This window comes from Epibacterium sp. HA2-3, assembly GCF_055693725.2.
The window spans coordinates 1597291-1618846 of sequence record NZ_CM172490.1; the positions used below are offsets into that span (position 1 = coordinate 1597291).

A 21556-nucleotide genomic window follows, 5' to 3' on the forward strand; every position below is an offset into this window, starting at 1 on the left:
CATGATTGCTGAAATTCTCATCGCGGCATTCATCGCCCTCGGCGGGATCTTTGGTTTTGTTGGCTCCTTTGGCCTGCTCAAGCTCAATGATCCGATGTCACGCATGCATGCCCCGACCAAGGCCACCACGCTGGGCGTCGGTGGCGTGCTTCTGGGCTCCATGCTGCACGCCATCGTTGTCGAAGGCCGCATCTCGGCACACGAGCTGCTGATCACGCTGTTTTTGCTGATCACGGCCCCGGTCACGGCAAATTTCCTTGCCAAGGTGTTTATCAACCAGCAGACACAGCCCAAAGATCTGCCTGTCCCCGGAGACTGCAAGCTCTGGGCGACGCACAACAAACCTGAACACCACACGGCCAGCAGCCCCGACGCCTGAGGCAGGGGCCCCGGCCCGCGCCCCCCGGAGGCCCATGATGCACGCTCCCCGCCTTCCCCTGACCCGCGATCTGGTTCTTGTGGGAGGCGGACACACCCATGCGCTTTTGCTCCGGATGTGGGGCATGAAGCCGCTTCCCGGCGTGCGACTGACGCTGATCAATCCCGGACCAACCGCGCCCTATTCAGGGATGCTGCCGGGGTTTGTTGCCGGCCACTACACGCGGGATGCCCTCGACATCGACCTGGTAAAGCTCGCGCGTTTTGCAGGCGCGCGGCTGATCTTGGGGGCCGCTGAAGAGATCGACCCAATCTCAAAGCGCATCACCGTGCCGGGACGACCCGCGATCGCCTATGACGTGGCCTCCATCGACATCGGCATAACATCGGCAATGCCAGAACTGGTGGGTTTTGACGATTTTGCCATTCCAGCCAAGCCATTGGGCAGGTTCGCAACCCGCTGGGATGCCTTTCGCAATGGTTCCGACCCGGCCCGCATCGTCTGCATCGGTGGCGGTGTCGCTGGCGTTGAGCTGATCCTCGCAATGGCTCATGCGCTGCGCCAGCAGCAGCGACTGGCTCAGGCAACCTTGATCGATAGCGGATCTGTCCTTTCTGTGCTGACCTCGCAGAGCCAGACCCGCCTGCGCAAGGCGCTGGACGCCAACGGGGTACGCATCCTGCAACAGACCCGGATCGACCATCTGAGCGCGGGTCGCATTCACCTTGAAGGCGGCCGGGTGATCGACAGCGATTTCACGGTTGGTGCAGCAGGCGCGCGCGCCTACGGCTGGCTTGAGACCTCGGGCCTTCAACAGCATGAGGGGGCGCTGGTCATCTCTGAAACGCTCCAGACGTCGGACCCGGATGTATTTGCCTGTGGCGATTGCGCTCATATGGCCTATGCGCCCCGACCCAAGGCGGGCGTCTATGCCGTGCGTCAGGCTCCCGTGCTCTATCACAATCTCAAGGCGGTGCTTGGGGGCGGATCGCTGAAGTCGTATCAGCCGCAAAAGGACTATCTGAAGCTCATTTCCATGGGCGATAAATCGGCGCTCGCGGATCGTGACGGGCGCAGCTTTGCCGGTGGCCTCCTGTGGCGGTGGAAGGATCATATCGACCGCAAATTTATGGGCAAATTTTCCGCCCTGCCACAGATGCCCGCCCCCGCCCTGCCCCGCAGCCGCGCCAAAGACATGGAGGTGGTGCTTGGAAGCAAACCCATGTGTGGTGGCTGTGGCTCCAAAGTCGGGCGGCACGCGCTACACGCGGGGCTTGGTGCTTTTTCCGGTGCGCGACGCGCTGATGTGACGCCCCTGCCGGGAGATGACGCCGCACAGCTCATGACGGGCAGCGCGACACAGGTCATCAGCACCGATCACTTGCGGGCCTTTACCGAAGATCCGGTGGTGATGACTGCGATCGCCGCGCAACACGCGCTCAATGACATCTGGGCGATGGGAGCGTCTCCACAAGCCGCAACCGTAACCCTGATCCTGCCCCGCCAATCAGCGGACTTGCAGGAACGTCTGCTCGCCGAGATCATGCATAGCGCCCATCAGGAAATGACAGCCGCCGGCGCGGCCATCGTGGGCGGTCATACCTCTTTGGGTGAAGAACTCACCATTGGTTTTACCCTGACCGGCCTATGCGAGACGCCCCCGTTGACGCTTGCGGGGGCGCAGGCGGGGGATCATCTGATCCTCACCAAACCGATTGGCTCCGGCACGCTGATGGCAGCAGAGATGTCGGGCACAGCGCCGGGCGCCTGTGTGGCAGAGGCGCTTGATCTGATGTGCCAGAGCCAGCGCGACGCCGCCACTGTTTTGCGCCCGGTGGCCCATGCGATGACGGATGTCACCGGCTTTGGCCTTTTGGGGCATTTGCAGGGCCTCTGTGCGGCCTCCGACCTCGGAGCCGAAGTTGACTTTGACGCCATCCCGCTGATGGCGGGCGCTGCGGCGCTTGCGGAGGCAGGTGTGCGCTCTACCATCTTCGAGGACAACGCGGCTCTTCTGCCAGGGATCGGCACAGCCGGTGCGCGCGCGCTGCTCTTTGACCCGCAAACCTCGGGCGGGCTATTGGCCTCGGTTGATCCAGCGCGCGCATCCGACGCCCTTCGTGAGTTGAAAAACCATGGCTATCACGCTGCAAAGATTGGAGAAATACGTGACGCGGACCAAGGCATCGTGATCCGTTAGCAGGACCGCTCTTGGCCCTCTAAGGCTCAGGATGCGTCGAGCAGCTCCAAGATCCGCTGAGCTGCCTGTTTGCGCGCGGCCTCGTCAAGTCCTGTCAAGGCAACCTTGCGCTGGTCGCTCACCTCATACCGGCTGCGCGCCTTGCGATAGGCCGGATCATAGTGATCCGCCATCAGCCGCGCCACCAGCGCAGGTTTATCCCCCGCCGCGATGAGCTCGAACCAGGCATCTACCACAGCGCCTGAGCGGTGCTCGCGCAGAAGTCCGAGCTTTTCACGCAGAGCCTCTGCGTTCGACAGGATGTCGTCATAGGCCTCCAGCAAATAGGCACAACGCGCCGCGAAGGGCACCTCAAGATCAATCCGTGGCGCCGCCTTCATGGCATCCCAGAGGCTCGGAGGCAGGATCCGTGCGCCGATCTTGCTCGCTTCTGCCTCAACCAGCACCGGACGTGCCGGATCCATCTGGGCAAGAGCACAGGCGATGTAGCTTTCAAAGCGTTTCTGACTTGGCTGCCCGCCCGGCATCTCGCCCAAGAGCGAGCCACGATGACCTGCAAAGCCTTCGAGATCCAACACCTGGCCGCCCATCTCGGCGACCTGTTTCAAGATCTCGGTCTTGGCGGTTCCAGTGAGCCCGTCGAGCAGCATCAAACGATGCGCAAGCGGCGCCTCATACATCACCTGATGCACGAGCCGGCGATAGCTCTGATAACCGCCCTTGACCACTTCGGCCCGCCAGCCAATCTGGCTCAGCATCCAGGTAAAGCTACCGGAGCGCTGACCGCCGCGCCAGCAATAGACCAGAGGTTTCCAACTGCCTTCGTGGTGGCTCAGCCGATGTTCAATATGGTCAGCGGCGTTGCGAAACACCATCGCTGCCCCTATCTTGCGCGCCAGAAACGGGCTCTGCTGCACATAAATTGTGCCCACCTCGGCGCGTTCGGCGTTGTCGAGCACTGGCAGATTGATCGCGCCGGGCACGTGATCCTCGGCGTATTCCGCCGGGCTGCGCACATCGATCACCGTATCATGCCCATGCGCGAGAAAATCGGAAAGAGTTTGAAACATGAGAGCCATGCCCCATCTCATAGGGGCAGAGGGCGGACAACAAAATACGAAACATGGAGACTCCGCCCAGAAATCATGCAACGGACGACGCCCATGTCAGACTTGGAACTGGAGATAGACACCCAACCCGCGACATTGATCCGCCGTCTCAACCAGATTGCGGTGGCACGGTTCACCTCGACGATGAGCGCGGCGCAGCTGGACCTGACCCCGGTGCAGTATGCGGCCCTTGCGGCGCTTAAGGCGCATCCGGGTGTGGATCAGGCCACGCTTGCCACACATGTCGGCTATGATCGCGCAACGCTTGGCAAAGTGGTGGAGCGGCTGGAAGCCAAAACACTTCTGATCCGCGAGGTAGACCCCAGAGACCGGCGCGCACGTTGTTTGCGCATCACCCAGAACGGAGCGCAGCTCTTGTCAAAGGTGCACCCTTTGGTAGAGGCCCTGCAGCCGCGCATATTGGACGGGCTCACTGCCGCCGAGCGCAAGGAACTGATCCGCCTGTTAGAAAAAGCAACGCGCGCTCAGTTCAGCGTCTCACGAGAGACAGAACAGGCCTAGCTGCGCCCGACTGTGCAGGCGACCAGTGCCGATTAGCCTCGTTTGCGCGCCAGCTCCAGCCGCGCTTCGGTCATCGACAGATCCGCAATGATTTGGCGCCGTCTGCTGCGGTCGCCCGTCTCGCGCAACTCCTCGCGCAGTCGTGCCAGCTCGCGGCTGAGCGCGACCACCTCGGGCACTGCGCCATTGTCCTTGAGAATCCGGTTCATCACCGCGTTTTCGGGATCATCACAGGGCGGCAACGGGCGCCCGGCGCCTTCGAGATTGTCGAAAGCACCGTCTTTCTCAGCGGCCTCGATGCGCGCATTGATAAGATCGATCAACGGGTGGTCCATGGCGTGCAGACTAACCGGCCCCTCACCTCCGGACAAGAACCCGCACTCGGCGCCGCGGTACGCAAAACCCCGGCGGAACGTACCGCCGGGGTATAGGTAGGTGCCTCCTGATGCCGCATCCGCTGACCTGTTGTTTTGCGCGGCGCAAACCAACAGGCTCAGGAGCGGATGGGGCCGTCACTTCTTGGTAATGCGGCCGTCGGTATAGGCGCTGTAGGGGCCGACCTCGGCGAGGTATTCGGCAACAACATCCGCAAGGTCGGGGCCAAAGTCATAGGCGTTCTTGTCGTCGCCTGCGAACATCTTGTAGCCGTCGCCGCCATTGCGCACGTAGTTGTTGGACACAACGCCGTAGGTTTTGGCCGGATCAATCGCAACCCAGGTCTCGCCTTCCATGACCATCACGTCAGAAATGCGCGCACCCGGCTCCTTGGAGGCGTCAAACGCATATTTCAGCCCTGCAACCTGCGGGAAGCGGCCTGCGCCGTCCTCGATCTGCCCAACCCCGTTTTCCAGCGCCTCGATCATCGTCTGGCCAGAGACCTCAAAGGTGGAGAGCGTGTTCTGGAATGGCAGGACGCTCAGCACTTCACCCATGGTGACTTCGCCCGCGTCGATCGACGCGCGCAGACCGCCACCGTTCTGGATCGCAATGCTCACACCCTGATCCTTGACGCGGGCCAGCATGGCGTCCGCGACGAGGTTGCCCATAGCACATTCGCCAGCACGGCAGACATCACGCGAGCCTTCGACCGCATCGGTTGTCTCGGCGACCACGCGGGTTTTCATCTCATCGATGGGAGCACCCATCTCCTTGATGCGCGCGACCATGTCGGCATCCGGCGTCACAGAGGCATCAAGCAGGATCGGCTCGCCCGCAGCGGAGGTGACATTGCCTTCGTCGTCAAAGGTCACAGTGAGCTCGCCCAGATACTTGGTATAGGCATAGGCCTGCACCACTGGCACATCGCCCACCATGGTCGGATATGCGCCCGCGGCTCGATCAGAAGTGTTGGACAAAAGCGTGTGCGAATGACCACCCACGACGAGATCCACCCCCGGCACTTTGGCCGCGATTTCCATATCCTTGGCCAGACCCACATGGGTCAGCGCAATGATCTTGTTGACGCCCTCTGCTTGCAGGGCCTCAACATCGGCGATCAGGCTGTCGATCTCATCCTGAAACACCACATTCGGACCCGGCGAGGAGGTCTCGACCGTGTCTGTCGCCAGCGCGGAGATGATGCCGATTTTCTGGCCGCCCACTTCAAGCACGACATGGTTGCCCACCTTGCCTTTCAGGAGCGGCTCGGAACTCAGATCGAGGTTGCCGGAAATCACCGGGAAAGACACGGTGTCGACAAACTGCTGCAGACCGGCCGGTCCGTCGTCAAATTCGTGGTTGCCCACCGCCATTACGTCATAGCCGATGTCTTCCATGAACTCGGCTTCGGCTGCCCCCTTGTAGGTGGTGTAAAACAGCGAGCCCTGGAACGGGTCGCCCGCGTCCAGCAGAAGCACGTTCTGGCCGTCGAGCTCGGCACGTTTGGTGTCGACCATGGTCTTGACGCGGGCGATGCCGCCGAAACACTTGCCCTCGGCCTCGTCATCAGCGCCGCAAGTGGAATCATATTTGCTGATCGACTCGATGCGGCTGTGGATGTCGTTGGTGTGCAAGATCGTCAGCTTGTACTCGGCCGCGGCCATGCCAGCCGTAAGCCCCAGCGCCGCTGCCGACGTCAGAAAACGTGAAATCATAGGATAAACCCTCACCTTCGTTATGCCGCCTCTACTGGCGGTTGTTATGGGATCAATATTCATGATCTTTGTCCGAACAGTCAAAACCAAACTTACGTGACAGTGGGATCAAGACGCAGGGGAAACTTTGGCCCTTTGCACGCAGATGTGCTCTTGCGCTGGGACATGGACTGAGGGCATGAGAGTGCCATGCTGATATACAAGATTTTCCGTGACGATGAATGGCGCGCCTTTGAGGCCGCCGGTGAAACCGATGGCGCGCCCGTGGATCTCGCGGATGGCTACATCCATTTTTCGACGGCCGCGCAGGCGACCGAGACCGCAGCCAAGCATTTCGCCGGTGCCGAGGGGCTTTGGCTTCTGGCGTTTGAAGCAGACCAGATGGGCGATGCGCTCAAATGGGAGCCCTCGCGCGGGGGCGCTTTGTTTCCCCATCTCTATCGCCGCCTGACCCTTTCGGAGATGCTCTGGGCAAAGCCGCTGCCACTGGTCGACGGCACCCATCGCTTCCCTCAAGAGATGGTCTGAAGACCCTCAGACCCCACCCCGCGGCGCGCACGCCTGCGCCGCATCCGCAAGGAGGCCCTGCCAATGAAGCTGAGCGAGAAACTTGCCCTCGGGCTGATGCATCGCCTTGATCCCGAAACCGCGCATGGTCTGTCGATCAAGGCGCTCAGAGCGGGGCTGACGCCGCGACCCGGTCCGGTGACATCACCGCGCCTGCGCACGGATGTGGCGGGTCTTTCGCTGCCGAACCCGGTGGGGCTTGCGGCCGGATTTGACAAGAACGCCGAAGCGCTCGCTCCGCTTTCAGAGGCTGGCTTTGGCTTTATCGAAGTGGGGGCCGCCACGCCGCGCCCGCAACCGGGCAACCCCAAGCCGCGCCTTTTTCGTCTGAGCGAAGATCGCGCCGCCATCAACCGCTTTGGCTTTAACAATGAGGGCATGGACGCGATCGGGAAGCGCCTCGCGCAGCGTCCAAAGTCGGGCGTGATCGGTCTCAACCTCGGGGCCAACAAGGACAGCGAGGACCGCGCGCAGGATTTTGCCCGCGTGCTCAGCCATTGCGGCGCGCATCTGGATTTTGCCACCGTGAACGTGTCGTCGCCCAACACGGAGAAACTGCGCGATCTGCAGGGCAAGGATGCTCTTGCTGCACTGCTGGCAGGGGTCATAGACGCCCGAGAGGCTCTGCAGCGCCCCATCCCGGTCTTTCTCAAGATTGCGCCGGATCTCGACATATCCGGGCTTGATGACATTGCCGAGGTCGCGCGTGACAGCGGCATTGATGCGGTGATCGCCACCAACACGACGCTTTCGCGCGACGGCCTGAAAAGCGCGCACCGGGACGAGATGGGCGGCCTCTCGGGCGCGCCCCTATTTGAGCGCTCGACACGGGTGCTGGCGCAGCTTTCGCAACGTCTGGATGGGGCGGTGCCGATCATCGGCGTCGGGGGCATCTCCACGGCTGAAGGCGCCTATGCCAAGATCCGCGCTGGAGCCTCGGCGGTGCAGCTTTATACGGCGCTGGTCTACGGCGGGCTGTCGCTGGCCTCTGAGGTCGCTTCGGGTCTGGATGCATTGCTCGCGCGAGACGGGTTTTCAAATGTCGCGGAAGCGGTTGGCACAGGGCATGCGGACTGGCTCTGAGCCAGAGAGCACAGTAGTCGCGATCCGCCTCCGGACCGCTCCCGCCCGTCAGGTTGGCTTTTGAGAAAAGCCCCTTACCGTTGGGCCCGGCAGGCCGCGCCAAAGGCGCGGCCTGCCCCCTGCGATTTGCAGCGCTAAGCGCAACCCCTCAAAAGTATCAGCCCAGATGAGAGCGGAACCCGCGTTGCTCACTTGGCTGCGATCCCTTGGCTTTCTTCTGCCGGATGCGCGGTGTCAGGGCGCGGTGATGCCGGCCTCCAGTCTTGGGTAACGCAGCGCCAGAGTGAGCGCGCGTGTGACATTGAGCACCATCAGCGCCATCCACAATCCATGGTTTCCAAACATCGGCACGCAAATTGCAAGCGCAACGCCGTAAACAGCCACCGACTGCAAAGCGGCAATCCTCATGTCGCGTGTCCAGGTCGCGCCGATAAAGATCCCGTCAAACATATAGCTTGCGACACTCAGAAGTGGCGCAAACGCCAGCCAGATCAGGTAGGCGCGCGCGGTCTCGCGCACGTCGGGTGCGGTTGTCATCAGGTCAACAATCCACGGCCCCCACAGCCAGAACCCCACCCCGAGCGCCACGGCAAAGCCGATGCCCCAATAGCTCGATACCAGCGCGGCGCGACGCAGCCGACCACGGTCCCGCGCCCCGACGGCTCCGCCCACCAGCGCCTCGGCGCTGAAGGCAAACCCGTCAAGCGCAAAGGCCGTGATGTACAGAAACTGAATCAACACCTGATTGGAGGCGAGCCGCACATCGCCCATATCTGCGCTGAGAAACAAGAATGTGGTGAACGACAGTGTGAGCAGCACCGAACGCACCATGATGTCGCCATTGACCTGAACCATCCGCTTGAGGCGCGCACGGTCAAAGATCCGGCCCCAGTCATGCCATTGATCGCCCGCAAAGGCTGAGCGGCAATACCAAAGTCCAAGCACCAGCCCCGAACACTCTGCGATAAGGGTCGCAATGGCCACGCCCTCGACCCCCCAGTCGAGCCCGAGCACAAACCACAGATCCAGCAGGATATTGAGCCCATTCATCCAGATCTGCAGCAGGAACACGGCGCGGGTGCGCTCGATGGCGATCAGCCAGCCTGTCACCGCATAAAGCCCGATGGTTGCGGGCGCGCCCCAGATTCGGATCTCGAGATAGCGCCGCGCCAGTTCCTCGACCTCGGCGCTGGCAGGGGCAATCGCAAATGCGCCCCAGAACACAAGCGCCTGAGCAACAATGAAAAACGCACCCGCCCCAAAGGCCAAGAGCAGCCCACGCATCAGCAGCGCGCCCGTCTCAGCCAGATCGCCGGCACCACGCGCCTGCGAGGCCAGTCCGGTGGTGCCCATCCGCAAAAAGCCAAAGACCCAGTAGATCGTCGACAGAATGACCGTGCCAACGCCCACCGCTCCGATAGGGGCCGCTTCGCCAAGTTGCCCCACCACGCCGGTGTCAACCGCACCTAGGATCGGCACGGTGGCATTGGACAAAACAATCGGCAACGCGATCTTGAGCACCCGGGAATGGGTGATGGGGCCTGACGCCTCAGACATGAATGATATTCCTTAAAATCAGCTGCTTGCGCGGCGATCCTGCGGCATCAGGAAATGACCCGTCGCCTGTGCAAAGAGCTTTTCCTTATGGTCCTGCCATGCGGCCACATGCACAGAGGCATACCGCCGTCCGGAGCGATTGACCGTTGCACGCGCATAAGAGTCGCGCGGCAGGCCCGAGCGCAGATAGTCGACGGTAAAATCAATGGTCTTGGGCAGACGCGGCATCTGGCCTGCGGCCATTGTCTCCACGTCCAGCTCTCCACTTTCAAATTGGGGCCACAGATGGAACCACTGCAGGGTGATAACGGAGGTCACCTCCAGAAAGGCCGCCGTCGCACCGCCGTGGATCGCAGGCAGCATCGGGTTGCCGATGATATTGTCATGAAAATGCATAGTCGACGTCAGCTCATCGCCGCGGCGCTCAAAGGTGATGCCGAGAAAGCCGATATAGGGCACCGATTCCACCAGCGCCGCCAAGGCAGCATCACGGCGTTGCTTGATCACCTGCACGGGTTCGGGACGGGGGCGGCTCATCGTTTTGGCTCCAGCGTGAAGGCCCCGGAGGCGGTTGCAACGGGCACTTCTGTTTCGTCATCGGTTGCAACTGCGCGCACGAAGGCCACATTGCGCGTCACGTGATGACAAGTGGCGGTGGTGGTGATGGTCTGCCCCGGGGTTGCACCGCGCATGTAGTCAATGCGCAGATCGATGGTCGCGGTGCTCGACGGCTGGCTCGGGTGGCTCATCACGGCCGCGCCGCAGCAGGTGTCCATCAGCGCCGACACAGCGCCTCCGTGGATCACACCTGTCTCGGGGTCCCCAACGAGTTTCTTGTCATAGGGCATCACGATCACCGCGCGCCCATCTCCGATTTCGGTCAGCTCCATACCAAGCGCCTTGGAATGCGGGATCGCCTCGATAAACTGGCGCGCCAGCTGCGTTTTTTCTGCCATCACTTGCTCCTGACCGAATATGCCTCATTTATTCCGCGCATGGGGGCAAAGCGCAAGGCTCGCGAAACTCCCAGTTGCACCGGTTGGTTCAGTTGCTTAGGTTGCCCGAGCAAGGGAGGACAGGGATGACTGAGACGAAACTGTCATTCAAAGAGATGTGCGCAGAGTTCGACGTAACCCCGCGAACTCTCAGGTATTACGAATACATCGAACTGCTCCAGCCCGAGCGCCAAGGGCGGTCGCGGTTTTATGGCGCGCGCGAGATCGCGCGCATGAAACTGATCCTGCGTGGGCGCAAGTTCGGCTTTCAACTCGAAGAGATCCGCCAGTGGCTGCTGATCTACGACAAGGAAGGCGACGAGGCGCAGAACCGCGCCTTTATCGAGATGGCCGACCGGCAACTCAAGGAGCTGGAACTCCAGCGCCAGCAGATCAACGAGGCGATGGACGAACTCACTGATCTGCGCAAGGTGACGCTCGATTTATTGAAGTAGGTCACTCGCCCGTTGCTCCCACCGAGAGTAGCTGCGCAAGGCACAACAATGGACATACACGACTGCATCGGCGAGACCTCTTTCTACCCGCAACTGCTTTTCTGGTCTGGGGGTCTGATCTCGGGTATTTTCGTAAAGCTCAAGGAGGACCTCACTGTCGCACAAATGTGCGCGGTCTTGGTCGGTCGTCGCAAGATATCGAGCAACAAACTGCGATGGGCGCTTCTGGTGCTTACGTTACTGCCCCCTCTCGCGCTGTGGCTGTATCTCATCGACAGATGCATGTCATAGGGGCCTATTGGCAAACTTAAATCAGCCTGTTTGCGCATGCATTGCGGATACATGACGCTGATTTAACCTCTAGAATTTTTGGCTTTTCCTCAAAACGTCACGTCAAATCGCCCTGCCACCACGTCACCCCTCAAAGTGACGCGGCGTCGGAGTTACGTAAACGTCAAGTTCATGTTGTAACTTCCTGCATGAGCCGCCAAGGTTGACGTCAGAAGCGCCAACGTAAAGCAACATCTGAGTGACGCCCTATGAGTGAAGACACCAAATCCATTCGCGAGATGTGCGACGAGTTCGGGGTAACTCCGCGCACGTTGCGATTTTACGAAGCCAAGGAATTGTTGTTCCCGATCCGGGACGGACAAAAGCGGCTCTTTACCAAACGCGACCGCGCGCGCCTCAAGCTGATCCTGCGCGGCAAGCGCTTTGGCTTCAGCCTGGAGGAAATCCGCCAGCTTCTCGATCTCTATCACATGGGCGACCAGCAGCTGACGCAGCTGAGCCGCACCTATGAGATCGCACAGGAACGTCTGGCCGACATGGAGCGCCAGCGCGACGAGCTGACCGAGGCGATCGACGATCTGAAGGATCAGCTGAAGTGGGGCGAAAAAGTCATCGCCTCCATGAAAACAAGCGCCAAGGCGGCCGAGTAGCCTCGCCGCCCTGCCCGACTGATTGAACCGCTAAACGCACCACATCCAACCTTTGAGGACCGCGATGCCGAGCTATACCGCACCCACCAAGGACACCCAATTCGTCCTGCACGATGTTCTGAACATCAAGGACGCAGGAATCCCCGGCTATGACGAGCTGGAGCCCGATTTCACCGGCGCCGTTCTGGAAGAAGCCGGCAAGATTGCCCGCGACGTGCTGCACCCGCTGAATGTGGTGGGCGACACCGAGGGCTGCCGTCTGGAAAATGGCGTCGTCTACACCCCGACCGGTTTCAAGGCCGCGTTTGAACAAGTCAAAGAAGGCGGCTGGCCCGGTCTCGACATGCCGGAACAATACGGCGGCCAGAACATGCCCTATGTGATCGGCACCGCCGTGGGCGAGTTTTTCTCCGGCGCGAACCAGGCGTTTACCATGTATCAGGGCCTGACCCATGGCGCGGCTTCGGCCATCCTGGCGCATGGCACCGACGCACAGAAAGACACCTATCTGCCCAAGATGGTCTCTTGCGAGTGGACCGGCACCATGAACCTGACGGAGCCTCATTGCGGCACCGATCTGGGCCTCATGCGCACCAAGGCCGAACCGCAAGACGATGGGTCTTATCTCGTCACCGGGCAAAAAATCTTTATCTCTGCTGGCGATCACGACATGTCCGAAAACGTGATCCATCTGGTGCTGGCCAAGATCCCCGGCGGCCCCGATGGTATCAAGGGCGTGTCGCTCTTTATCGTGCCGAAGTTCATCGTGAACGAGGACGGCACTCCCGGCGAGCGCAACGGCGTCTCGGTCGGCAAGATCGAAGAGAAAATGGGCATCCACGGCAACTCTACCTGCGTGATGAACTATGATGGCGCCAAAGGTTGGCTCCTCGGGGACATGCACAAGGGCATGCGCGCCATGTTCACCATGATGAACGAAGCGCGTCTGGGCGTGGGCATGCAGGGTCTGGCGCAGGCCGAGGCCGCCTATCAAAACGCGGTGGAATACGCCAAGGACCGCCTTCAGGGCCGTGACGTGACCGGCGCGAAGAACCCCGATGGCCCGGCAGATCCGCTAATCGTCCACCCGGACATTCGCCGTAACCTCATGGATCAAAAGAGCTTTGCCGAGGGCGCGCGGGCCTTCATCCTCTGGGGCGCGACCATGATCGACAAGGCGCATCGTTCTGGGGACAAGGACGCAGATGGGCTTATTTCCCTGCTCACGCCGGTCATCAAAGGCTTCCTGACCGACAAGGGCTATGACATGACCGTGCAGGCCCAGCAGGTCTATGGCGGCCATGGCTACATCGAGGAATGGGGCATGTCGCAATATACCCGCGACGCCCGTATCGCAATGATCTACGAGGGCGCAAACGGCGTGCAGGCGCTGGATCTGGTGGGGCGCAAGCTGGCGCAGGACGGCGGCAAGCACGTGATGGCCTTCTTTGACATGGTCAAAGGGTTCTGCAAGGAAAACGCCGAAACCTCTGACGCTTATGCCAAGGACTTCATCGAGCCTCTGAAAGCGGCCTCCAAGGATCTGCAGGCGGCCGGGATGTATTTCATGCAAAACGGCATGAAGAACCCCAACAATGCGCTCGCAGGCTCCACCGATTTCATGCACATGTTCGGTCATGTCTGCCTTGGCCTCATGTGGGCGATGATGGGCAAAGCCGCGCAAAAGGCGCTTGACGAAGGGGCGTCGGACGCGGCGTTCTACGAGACGAAACTCGCCACCGGCCGCTACTATATGGCACGTCAGTTGCCCGCGACAAAACTGCACCTGGCCCGCATTGAGACCGGTGCCGACACGGTGATGGCGCTCGACGCCGCACAGTTCTGATCGCGCAGAGCGACACGACATGGGATGTGCCCCGTTTGGGGCGCATCCACCCTTGGCCGCCGGGGCGCATTTGGAATTGAGAGGATCCGAATATGCCCAAACGCTTTCGCCTGACCCGCCGCTTTCCCGTCGCGATGACGGAGGATGGGTTTCGCAGGCTCAAACGTTTTGCCCAAGAGGCCGGACTGGACGAGGGAGAGGCGCTGTCCTTTCTGTTCGAGAATTTCGACAGCGTGACCAACCACGAAAACCTGACCCACCGGTTGCGGCTGTTCAATGCCGAATTGGAGGATCGAAAACGCTAGCGCAGGGCACGCACCGCCACGCGCCCAAGGGGGAGAGAGATGAGCGCAGAGCTGGATTTTCGCACATCATCGGCGTGGATGACCGACGAGCATAAGATGCTCGCGGATATGACGCAGAGCTTTATCACCAACGAATGGGCGCCCCAATTCGAGCGCTGGCGCAAACAGGGCGAGATGGACCGTTCCACTTGGGCGCAGGCCGGAGAACTGGGCCTGCTCTGCCCCTCCATCCCCGAAGAATACGGCGGCGCGGGCGGCGATTTTGGCCATGAGGCGGCGATCCTGATTGAGGCCAGCCGCGCCAATCTCGCCAGCTGGGGCCACGGGATCCACTCGGGCATCGTGGCGCATTACATCCTCTCCTACGGTACCGAAGAGCAAAAACAGCGCTGGCTGCCCAAGATGGTGTCCGGCGAGCTGGTCGGCGCGCTGGCGATGACAGAGCCGTCTACCGGATCTGACGTGCAGGCGATCAAAACCAAGGCCATTCGTGATGGCAATGTTTATCGGCTCTCGGGCCAGAAAACCTTTATTACCAATGGGCAACACGCCAACCTGATCCTTGTGGCCTCAAAAACGGACCCGTCTCTTGGGTCAAAAGGCATCTCGTTGGTGGGGCTTGAAACAGACGGTGCCGACGGGTTTACCCGTGGCCGCAATCTCGAAAAGGTCGGCCTACACGCAGCGGACACATCGGAGCTGTTCTTCGACAATATCGCGGTGCCCCCGGAAAACATCCTTGGCGGTGCCGAGGGTCAGGGCTTTTACCAGATGATGCAGCAATTGCCGCAGGAACGTCTGATCATCGCCTGCGGCGCGGTTGGCGCGATGCAAGGCGCGGTCGAGCGCACCATCGCATATTGTAAAGAGCGCGAAGCCTTTGGCGGGCCGCTCACGCAGTTCCAGAATACCCGTTTCAAACTCGCCGAATGCCTGACCAAGAGTAAAGTCGCCCGCGCCTTCCTTGATGACTGCATGGCCCAGCACCTACGTGGAGAGTTGACCGTCGAAAAGGCGGCGATGGCCAAATACTGGATCACCGACACCCAGGGCGCTGTTCTGGACGAGTGCCTGCAACTTCATGGGGGCTATGGGTTCATGCAGGAATATGCCGTTGCGGAAATGTGGGCCGACGCCCGTGTGCAGCGTATCTACGGCGGCACCAATGAGATTATGAAAGAGCTGATTGCGAGGTCTCTATGACAGTTCCAGCGCTTTCCCTTGCCGCGCCTGACGGATGCCTCCGGCGGGGATATTGCAGAGAAGTTGAAGGGATGGGGCGCGCCTGCCCCCGAGCTCTCCGCCTAATGGGCAAGCGCGCCTTCAGCTTCTGCGGTCATCGGCTTCCCAGCCTGTACCGCACTGCCATGATATCGCCATCTTGGTTAACAAACGCTGACGACCCTTCATCTTCTTCAAAATATCCCACGGGGGTGCGGGGGTGTGAAACCCCCGCTGCGACATCGCCACTGGGAGGGGCGATTTGATATGAAACTCTATTGTTTTGGCGAGTCGGGCCATTCCTACAAAGTCGCACTCGCGCTCGAGCTTGCGGGACTTGATTGGGAGCCTGTCTTTGTCGACTTTTTCAACGGTATCACACGCGGAGCGGAGTTTCGCGAGGGCGTCAACGAAATGGGCGAATGCCCGGTTCTCGTTGATGGCGAGACAACCCTTACGCAATCTGGCGTGATCCAGCAGTATCTGTCTGATACTTACGGAAAGTTTGGGGGATCTACGCCCGAAGAAAAGCGCGAAATCCTGCGCTGGCAGCTTTGGGACAATCACAAGCTGTCCTCCAACGCGGGCCTTTGCCGGTTTTTGATGAATTTCATGCCCCAAGACAAACGGCCCGCCGAGGTGATCGCCTTTCTGCAAGGGCGCCTGAAGGCCGCTTATGCGGTTTTGGACAAGCATCTTGAGGGCCGCGACTGGATCGTGGGCGAAAGCCTCACCAACGCCGATCTCACCTGCTGCGGCTATCTCTATTACCCTGAACCTTTCGGCTTTGACCGCAAGGATTACCCCAACATCGACGCCTGGCTGTCGCGCCTTTCTGCGCAGCCTGGCTGGAAACACCCCTATGACCTGATGCCCGGCAACCCGTCGGATCGAGCTTGAGGAGACCAATATGACCGAAGCTTATATCTATGATGCCGTTCGCACCCCGCGCGGCAAGGGCCGCAAGGACGGCGCCCTCCACGAGGTGACCTCTGTGCGTCTCTCTGCCCTGACCCTGAACGCGCTGAAAGAGCGCAACAATCTCGAAGGCCATGCGGTCGAGGATGTGATCTGGGGCAACGTCACGCAGGTGATGGAACAGGGTGGCTGTCTGGCGCGCTCTGCGGTGCTCGCCTCCGACCTGGATCAATCCATTCCGGGCCTTGCGATCAACCGCTTCTGCGCCTCTGGCATGGAAGCCGTGAACCTCGCTGCAAACCAAGTCAAAGGTGGCGCAGGCGATGGCTATATCGCGGGCGGCGTCGAGATGATGGGCCGTGTGGCAATGGGATCGGACGGGGCGGCGATTGCCGTGGACCCGAGCCTTGCGATGGACACGTATTTTGTGCCGCAGGGGATCTCGGCCGATATCATCGCAACCGAGTATGGGTTTACCCGCGATCAGGCCGACGCACTGGCGGTGGAATCCCAGCGCCGTGCCAAGGCCGCGTGGGATGACAATCGCTTTGCCAAGTCGATCATCACCGTACGCGACCAGAACGGTTTGGCGATCCTCAATCATGACGAATACATGCGCCCCGGCACCGATATGCAGGCGCTTGGATCGCTCAACGCATCGTTTCAGATGATGGGCGAAGTAATGCCGGGCTTTGATGCCGTGGCAAAACTGAAGTACCCGCATCTGGAAAAGGTCAACCACATCCACCACGCCGGGAACTCCTCAGGGATCGTGGATGGCTCTGCCGCGCTGTTGATCGGCAACAAGGAATTTGGCGAACGCCATGGTCTGAAGCCGCGCGCCCGTATCAAGGCAACCGCCAAGATCGGCACCGACCCGACCATCATGCTGACCGGTCCTGTGCCTGTGACCGAGAAGATCCTCAAAGACACCGGCATGACAATCTCCGATTTGGATCTGTTTGAGGTCAACGAGGCCTTTGCCTCCGTGGTGTTGCGCTTCCAGCAGGCCTTTGACGTCGATCCGGCCCTGGTAAACGTGAACGGCGGCTCCATCGCCATGGGGCACCCTTTGGGGGCAACCGGTGCGATCATCATCGGCACGCTGCTGGACGAGCTGGAGCGGCAGGACAAGGAATGCGGCCTTGCCACGCTTTGCATTGCATCCGGCATGGGTGCGGCCACCATCATCGAGCGCGTCTAAGCGACGCCTTCTCACCTGATAGGGTTGGAGACAAAGACTATGACCGATTTCAAATACGACGTAGACGCCGATGGCATCGCCATCATCACATGGGACGCGGAAGGCAAGAGCATGAACGTCCTCACCCGCGAGGCCTTTGGCCTGGTGGAGGACTATATCGACCGTGCGCTTGGCGATGACGCCGTCAAAGGCGTGGTGATCACTTCCGGCAAGAAAGACTTTGCGGGTGGTATGGACCTGAATGTGCTGGCCACCATTCGCGAGGAGTCGGGCGAAAACCCGGCTCAGGGCCTGTTCGATTTCACCATGAATGGCCACCGCATCCTGCGCAAGCTGGAGCGCGCAGGGATGGATGCCAAGACCAACAAGGGCGGCAAGCCGATTGCCTGCGCCATCAATGGCACCTGCGCGGGCATCGGCACCGAGATTGCGCTGGCCTGTCATTACCGGACCATGACCGACAACCCAAAAGCCAAGATCGGCCTGCCGGAGATCCTTCTGGGCATCTTCCCTGGTGGCGGCGGTACCATTCGCTATTCGCGCATGGTGGGTGCCGTGAACGCCGCCCCCGTGCTGCTTGAAGGCAAGATGCTGGACCCCAAGAAGGCGAAATCCGCAAGCCTTGTGGATGAGGTTGCCGCTGATCCGCTGGAAGCGGCGCGTCAGTGGGTGCTCAACGCCAAAGACGCCGATATCGTGAAGCCCTGGGATCAGAAGGGCTACAAAATGCCCGGTGGTGCGCCCTATCACCCGGCGGGGTTCATGAACTTTGTCGGCGCGTCTGCCATGGTGCATGGCAAGACCCAAGGCGCCTTCCCGGCGGCCAAGGCGCTGCTCTCGGCGGTCTATGAGGGCGCATTGGTGGATTTTGACACCGCGCTGCGCATCGAGGCGCGCTGGTTCACCCATGTTCTGATGAACCCGTCGTCCTCTGCGATGATCCGCTCGCTGTTCCTCAACAAGCAAGCGCTGGAGAAAGGCGCCGTGCGGCCCAAGGGCATTGAGGATCAGTCCGTGAAGAAGATCGGCGTGCTCGGCGCAGGCATGATGGGCGCAGGCATTGCACTGGTTTCAGCGCAGGCGGGCATGGAGGTCGTACTGATCGACCGCGATCAGGACGCCGCCGACAAAGGCAAGGCCTACTCTGCCACCTATATGGACAAGGGCATCAAGCGCGGCAAAGCCACGCCCGAGAAAAAAGAGGCGCTGCTGGCGCAGATCACCGCAACAGCAGATCTCGACGCCCTCAAGGGCTGCGATCTGATCATTGAGGCGGTGTTTGAAGACCCGGGCGTGAAGGCCGAGATGACCAAGAAGGTCGAGGCGATCATCCCTGAGGATTGCATCTTTGCCTCCAACACCTCCACCCTGCCGATCACCAGCCTCGCCGAGGCCTCGGTCCGGCCCGAGCAGTTCATCGGCATTCACTTCTTCTCTCCGGTGGAGAAGATGTTCCTGGTGGAGATCATCAAGGGCGAGAAAACTGGCGATCGCGCGGTGGCCAAGGCGCTGGACTATGTGCGCCAGATCCGCAAGACGCCGATCGTGGTCAATGATGCGCGCTTCTTCTACTGCAACCGCTGCATCATCCCCTACATCAACGAGGGCGCACGGATGATCACCGAAGGTGTCTCGCCGGTGCTGATCGACAATGCGGCGCGTCAGCTGGGCTTCCCCGTAGGGCCGATCCAGCTGACGGATGAGACCTCGATCGATCTCGGTGCAAAGATCGCACGCGCCACCAAGGCGGCGATGGGCGACGCCTATCCCGAAAGCCCGGCAGATGATCTGATCTTCTGGATGGAAGATCAGGGGCGTCTGGGGCGCAAGGCCAATGCGGGCTTCTTTGACTATGACGACAAGGGCAAGCGCGTTGAGTACTGGAAGGGCCTTGCGGAGAAATACCCGCTGGCGGAGGTTCAGCCCGATCTGGTTGAGGTCCAGGAGCGGCTGATGTTTGCGCAGGTCCTTGAGGCTGTGCGGGCACTGGAGGAAAACGTGCTGATGGACATCCGCGAGGGTGACGTGGGCGCGGTCCTCGCCTGGGGCTTTGCGCCGTGGTCCGGTGGACCGCTCAGCTGGCTTGATATCATCGGCACGCCCTATGCAGCCGAGCGTTGTGACCAACTGGCCGAGGCATATGGCGACCGTTTTGCCTGCCCGCCGCTCCTGCGGGAGATGGCCGAAAAAGGCCAGACCTTCTATGGCCGGTTTGCGCCGGAAGAGGATCAAGCCGCCTAAACCGTCCTGCCTTCATGCTGATATGGCCGCCCCTTTCTTTGGGGCGGCTATTTTTTTGCGAGGCTCTGCCTCGCGCTCAGAGATATTTGAGAAAAGATGAAAGCTGGACCGGGAATGGTTTTCGATCTCGGAATGGGCCTGTTGGGGCGTCAGTGCGCTCCCGCACGCACATTGCGGCAGAGGGTGGTGTCTTGACCGGCGCAGCGGCGGCGTTCGACGCGGAGCTTCCCGAAAACAAGCGCGTGCTCCAACATGAAAACACCCCGCAGCCGACCAAGCGGCGCGCGGGGTGTTTGCTCAGGAGGTGTGAGAGAGAGCGTTTGGGGATCAGGCGAAGGTCGTATACTGCGGCTCACCTGTGCCACCGCTGCCAGCAACCGCCCCTTGGGTCCAGAAGCTGTCCTCGGTGATCATGTCGATGACCAGCTCACGCGCCTCGGCGGCGGAGAGGATTGTGTAGAGCTCTTCGGAGGCGGCGGTCACGCAGTAGTGCATCAGGTCGTGATCTGCCGGGCAATAGGCCAGCACGCCAGCTTCGATATAGAGCACTTCGTCTTCGTCAAAGGTAAGCACCACGGTCTGCATGGTCACCTGCTGCGGGGCGCGAGCAATACCGCGGTAGCCCTCAAGTGCGCAAGCCGGAACAACGGCGAAGGGATCACCAAGGCTGTCTTCAAGAAGATCATGCTCGAGGAGGATGCCCTGCTCTGGCTTGACCCACATCGGGTTGCGGTTGCCCAGTGCATCACGGGGGATATAGATCGGGGCCATTTCCTGGGCGCAGGCGGTGTCGCCCAGAACCAGGGTGCGGCGGGTAATGGATTTGATCGGACGCATGCCGTGATCGAAGGTCAGAACCTCGTCACCGATGGAGAGCGCTTCGACGGGGCGCCAGCCGGTTGCGGTGGCGACCATGGTCCCTGAGAGAAACCCTGCCTGGCCGGTTGCGACCATCGGAAATTCGGTTGTGAACGCCTCTGCCATCGGGGAGGCATTTCGTTTTGCAAACCAATCCAGCATGTTCCTGTCCTTTCGACCTTGATGTTGCTCCGGACCTCAGGGGCTCGAAGCTCCAATCGCCGTTCCGTGAATCCTTTGTAGCAAATCGGTCGGGCCTGGGCGCGTGCTCTTAGGGAGCCGCTCTGTATCAAAGGGATAGGGGGTAATCGTTAAAAGAGTATTCAAATCGTTCGATTTCGAGCTGGCAGCACGTCCTTACGGCATCAACCGCCTGTGAATCATAGTAAACACGCCAGTCCGGATCGCGACGCGACTCATTCACGCGAGGCAATTCCAATGCGAATCCCAAGTGATCGAACAAAGGTGCGGCATCCTTGGCGAAATATTCGAGCCTTATGTAAAGGCTGCAATGCTCATACCCGTCCGACTGCATCATATAAGACAGAGCCGGTTGAGATTTGAGCGCGCGCATCACCAAAGGATCGGTCACAAAGCTGGTAAACGGCAGCGAATGCGCCAGTGGCACCATCGGATGATCAAAGGATTGCGCCTGAAGCCAGTGATACAGGCTCACCACGCGATCAAAGGGATTGCGCACAAGGGTAAAGGCAAACATCTGGCGCAGTTCTTCGCGGCTGGCGAGACCTTCGATGTCTGCAAGCGTTGAATGCTTCCACAATCGCCCGCGCGTCTCGGTGCCATGCAGGCGGCGGCGGCGTTTGACGGCCTTGGGCGTGTCGCCGAGCATCTCGTCTCCGGCCATCGCGCGCGACTCAAGCGCCAGTGCAAGCGCGGTGCCACCGGTCTTCGGGATATGAATAAAGACGTAGTTGCGCCCACGCGAAAGGATCATGCGCAGAGGCTAACCCATTACTGTGCTTTGGGAAACACCTGTGATCGCAGGTCAGATCTGAGGAATTGCAGCCAGCACCAAGCAATCTCTTTCAATTTCGAACGCCT

Annotated in this window: 21 protein-coding genes; 13 read left to right on the forward strand and 8 right to left on the reverse strand. The window is 60.6% G+C overall.

Translation table 11 applies throughout. From position 1 onward, the window contains the following. Nucleotide 1 precedes the first annotated feature (1 nt). Together ACZ1HH_RS07405 and selD are read left to right on the forward strand one after the other, a co-directional pair. Complete coding sequence (locus ACZ1HH_RS07405; RefSeq protein ID WP_472636273.1) at nucleotides 2–379, forward strand: Na+/H+ antiporter subunit G; 378 nt, start codon at nucleotides 2–4, stop codon at nucleotides 377–379. 37 nt (nucleotides 380–416) lie between these two features. Further along, nucleotides 417–2579 (forward strand): selenide, water dikinase SelD, encoded by a 2163-nt coding sequence (gene selD / locus ACZ1HH_RS07410; protein ID WP_472637310.1) that lies wholly within the window; start codon nucleotides 417–419, stop codon nucleotides 2577–2579. Between the two features lie 26 nt (nucleotides 2580–2605). Here selD and mnmH read toward each other — a convergent pair whose 3' ends face one another. Next, nucleotides 2606–3658, reverse strand: a complete 1053-nt coding sequence (gene mnmH / locus ACZ1HH_RS07415; protein WP_472636274.1) for a tRNA 2-selenouridine(34) synthase MnmH — start codon at nucleotides 3656–3658, stop codon at nucleotides 2606–2608. A gap of 84 nt (nucleotides 3659–3742) precedes the next feature. Here mnmH and ACZ1HH_RS07420 point away from each other — a divergent pair, with 84 nt between their 5' ends. After that, on the forward strand, nucleotides 3743–4210 hold the full coding sequence (locus ACZ1HH_RS07420; protein WP_472636275.1) for a MarR family winged helix-turn-helix transcriptional regulator: 468 nt from the start codon (nucleotides 3743–3745) through the stop codon (nucleotides 4208–4210). Nucleotides 4211–4242: 32 nt separating this feature from the next. Here the strand turns inward: ACZ1HH_RS07420 and ACZ1HH_RS07425 are convergent, their stop codons facing one another. Beyond that, nucleotides 4243–4545 carry a DnaJ family domain-containing protein gene (locus ACZ1HH_RS07425; RefSeq protein ID WP_011538881.1) on the reverse strand — a complete coding sequence of 101 codons (303 nt, stop codon included), beginning with the start codon at nucleotides 4543–4545 and terminating at the stop codon, nucleotides 4243–4245. Nucleotides 4546–4722: 177 nt separating this feature from the next. Next, entirely contained in the window at nucleotides 4723–6303 is a 1581-nt protein-coding gene (locus tag ACZ1HH_RS07430; protein ID WP_472636276.1) for a bifunctional metallophosphatase/5'-nucleotidase, read from the reverse strand. 189 nt (nucleotides 6304–6492) lie between these two features. Between ACZ1HH_RS07430 and ACZ1HH_RS07435 the strand changes: the two genes are divergently transcribed. Continuing rightward, the gene (locus ACZ1HH_RS07435) at nucleotides 6493–6831 is read left to right on the forward strand and encodes a DUF952 domain-containing protein (RefSeq protein WP_416368529.1); all 339 of its coding nucleotides are present in this window, start codon (nucleotides 6493–6495) and stop codon (nucleotides 6829–6831) included. Nucleotides 6832–6894: 63 nt separating this feature from the next. Then, nucleotides 6895–7953 (forward strand): quinone-dependent dihydroorotate dehydrogenase, encoded by a 1059-nt coding sequence (locus ACZ1HH_RS07440; protein ID WP_472636277.1) that lies wholly within the window; start codon nucleotides 6895–6897, stop codon nucleotides 7951–7953. Nucleotides 7954–8187: 234 nt separating this feature from the next. On the opposite strand, the gene ACZ1HH_RS07445 is transcribed toward ACZ1HH_RS07440, so the two are convergent. The 3 genes from ACZ1HH_RS07445 to ACZ1HH_RS07455 are packed head-to-tail and all read right to left on the reverse strand — an operon-like array spanning nucleotide 8188 to nucleotide 10466. Further along, complete coding sequence (locus ACZ1HH_RS07445) at nucleotides 8188–9510, reverse strand: MATE family efflux transporter (protein WP_472636278.1); 1323 nt, start codon at nucleotides 9508–9510, stop codon at nucleotides 8188–8190. Nucleotides 9511–9528: 18 nt separating this feature from the next. Continuing rightward, nucleotides 9529–10047: a PaaI family thioesterase gene (locus ACZ1HH_RS07450; protein WP_416368532.1), complete on the reverse strand. Its 519-nt coding sequence runs from the start codon at nucleotides 10045–10047 to the stop codon at nucleotides 9529–9531. Further along, the gene (locus tag ACZ1HH_RS07455; RefSeq protein ID WP_011538887.1) at nucleotides 10044–10466 is read right to left on the reverse strand and encodes a PaaI family thioesterase; all 423 of its coding nucleotides are present in this window, start codon (nucleotides 10464–10466) and stop codon (nucleotides 10044–10046) included. The genes ACZ1HH_RS07450 and ACZ1HH_RS07455 overlap by 4 nt, the downstream gene beginning before the upstream one ends. A gap of 125 nt (nucleotides 10467–10591) precedes the next feature. Between ACZ1HH_RS07455 and ACZ1HH_RS07460 the strand changes: the two genes are divergently transcribed. The 8 genes from ACZ1HH_RS07460 to ACZ1HH_RS07495 all read left to right on the forward strand — a co-directional run bounded on the left by ACZ1HH_RS07460 (nucleotide 10592) and on the right by ACZ1HH_RS07495 (nucleotide 19636). Next, entirely contained in the window at nucleotides 10592–10960 is a 369-nt protein-coding gene (locus tag ACZ1HH_RS07460) for a MerR family transcriptional regulator (RefSeq protein ID WP_416368533.1), read from the forward strand. A 539-nt stretch (nucleotides 10961–11499) separates the two neighbouring features. Continuing rightward, complete coding sequence (locus ACZ1HH_RS07465) at nucleotides 11500–11901, forward strand: MerR family transcriptional regulator (protein ID WP_011538890.1); 402 nt, start codon at nucleotides 11500–11502, stop codon at nucleotides 11899–11901. 64 nt (nucleotides 11902–11965) lie between these two features. Next, on the forward strand, nucleotides 11966–13747 hold the full coding sequence (locus tag ACZ1HH_RS07470; RefSeq protein ID WP_472636279.1) for an acyl-CoA dehydrogenase C-terminal domain-containing protein: 1782 nt from the start codon (nucleotides 11966–11968) through the stop codon (nucleotides 13745–13747). Nucleotides 13748–13839: 92 nt separating this feature from the next. Further along, entirely contained in the window at nucleotides 13840–14052 is a 213-nt protein-coding gene (locus tag ACZ1HH_RS07475; protein ID WP_005629582.1) for a hypothetical protein, read from the forward strand. Nucleotides 14053–14091: 39 nt separating this feature from the next. Then, complete coding sequence (locus ACZ1HH_RS07480) at nucleotides 14092–15255, forward strand: acyl-CoA dehydrogenase family protein (RefSeq protein ID WP_472636280.1); 1164 nt, start codon at nucleotides 14092–14094, stop codon at nucleotides 15253–15255. A gap of 285 nt (nucleotides 15256–15540) precedes the next feature. Next, nucleotides 15541–16173, forward strand: coding sequence for a glutathione S-transferase family protein (locus ACZ1HH_RS07485; protein ID WP_472636281.1), 633 nt, complete (start codon nucleotides 15541–15543; stop codon nucleotides 16171–16173). Between the two features lie 10 nt (nucleotides 16174–16183). Further along, on the forward strand, nucleotides 16184–17395 hold the full coding sequence (locus ACZ1HH_RS07490; RefSeq protein WP_472636282.1) for an acetyl-CoA C-acetyltransferase: 1212 nt from the start codon (nucleotides 16184–16186) through the stop codon (nucleotides 17393–17395). Between the two features lie 39 nt (nucleotides 17396–17434). Then, entirely contained in the window at nucleotides 17435–19636 is a 2202-nt protein-coding gene (locus tag ACZ1HH_RS07495; protein WP_472636283.1) for a 3-hydroxyacyl-CoA dehydrogenase NAD-binding domain-containing protein, read from the forward strand. Nucleotides 19637–19963: 327 nt separating this feature from the next. On the opposite strand, the gene ACZ1HH_RS07500 is transcribed toward ACZ1HH_RS07495, so the two are convergent. After that, nucleotides 19964–20656, reverse strand: coding sequence for a Hint domain-containing protein (locus ACZ1HH_RS07500; protein ID WP_011538896.1), 693 nt, complete (start codon nucleotides 20654–20656; stop codon nucleotides 19964–19966). Nucleotides 20657–20783: 127 nt separating this feature from the next. Beyond that, nucleotides 20784–21449 carry a sulfotransferase family 2 domain-containing protein gene (locus tag ACZ1HH_RS07505; protein ID WP_472636284.1) on the reverse strand — a complete coding sequence of 222 codons (666 nt, stop codon included), beginning with the start codon at nucleotides 21447–21449 and terminating at the stop codon, nucleotides 20784–20786. Nucleotides 21450–21556: the final 107 nt, after the last annotated feature.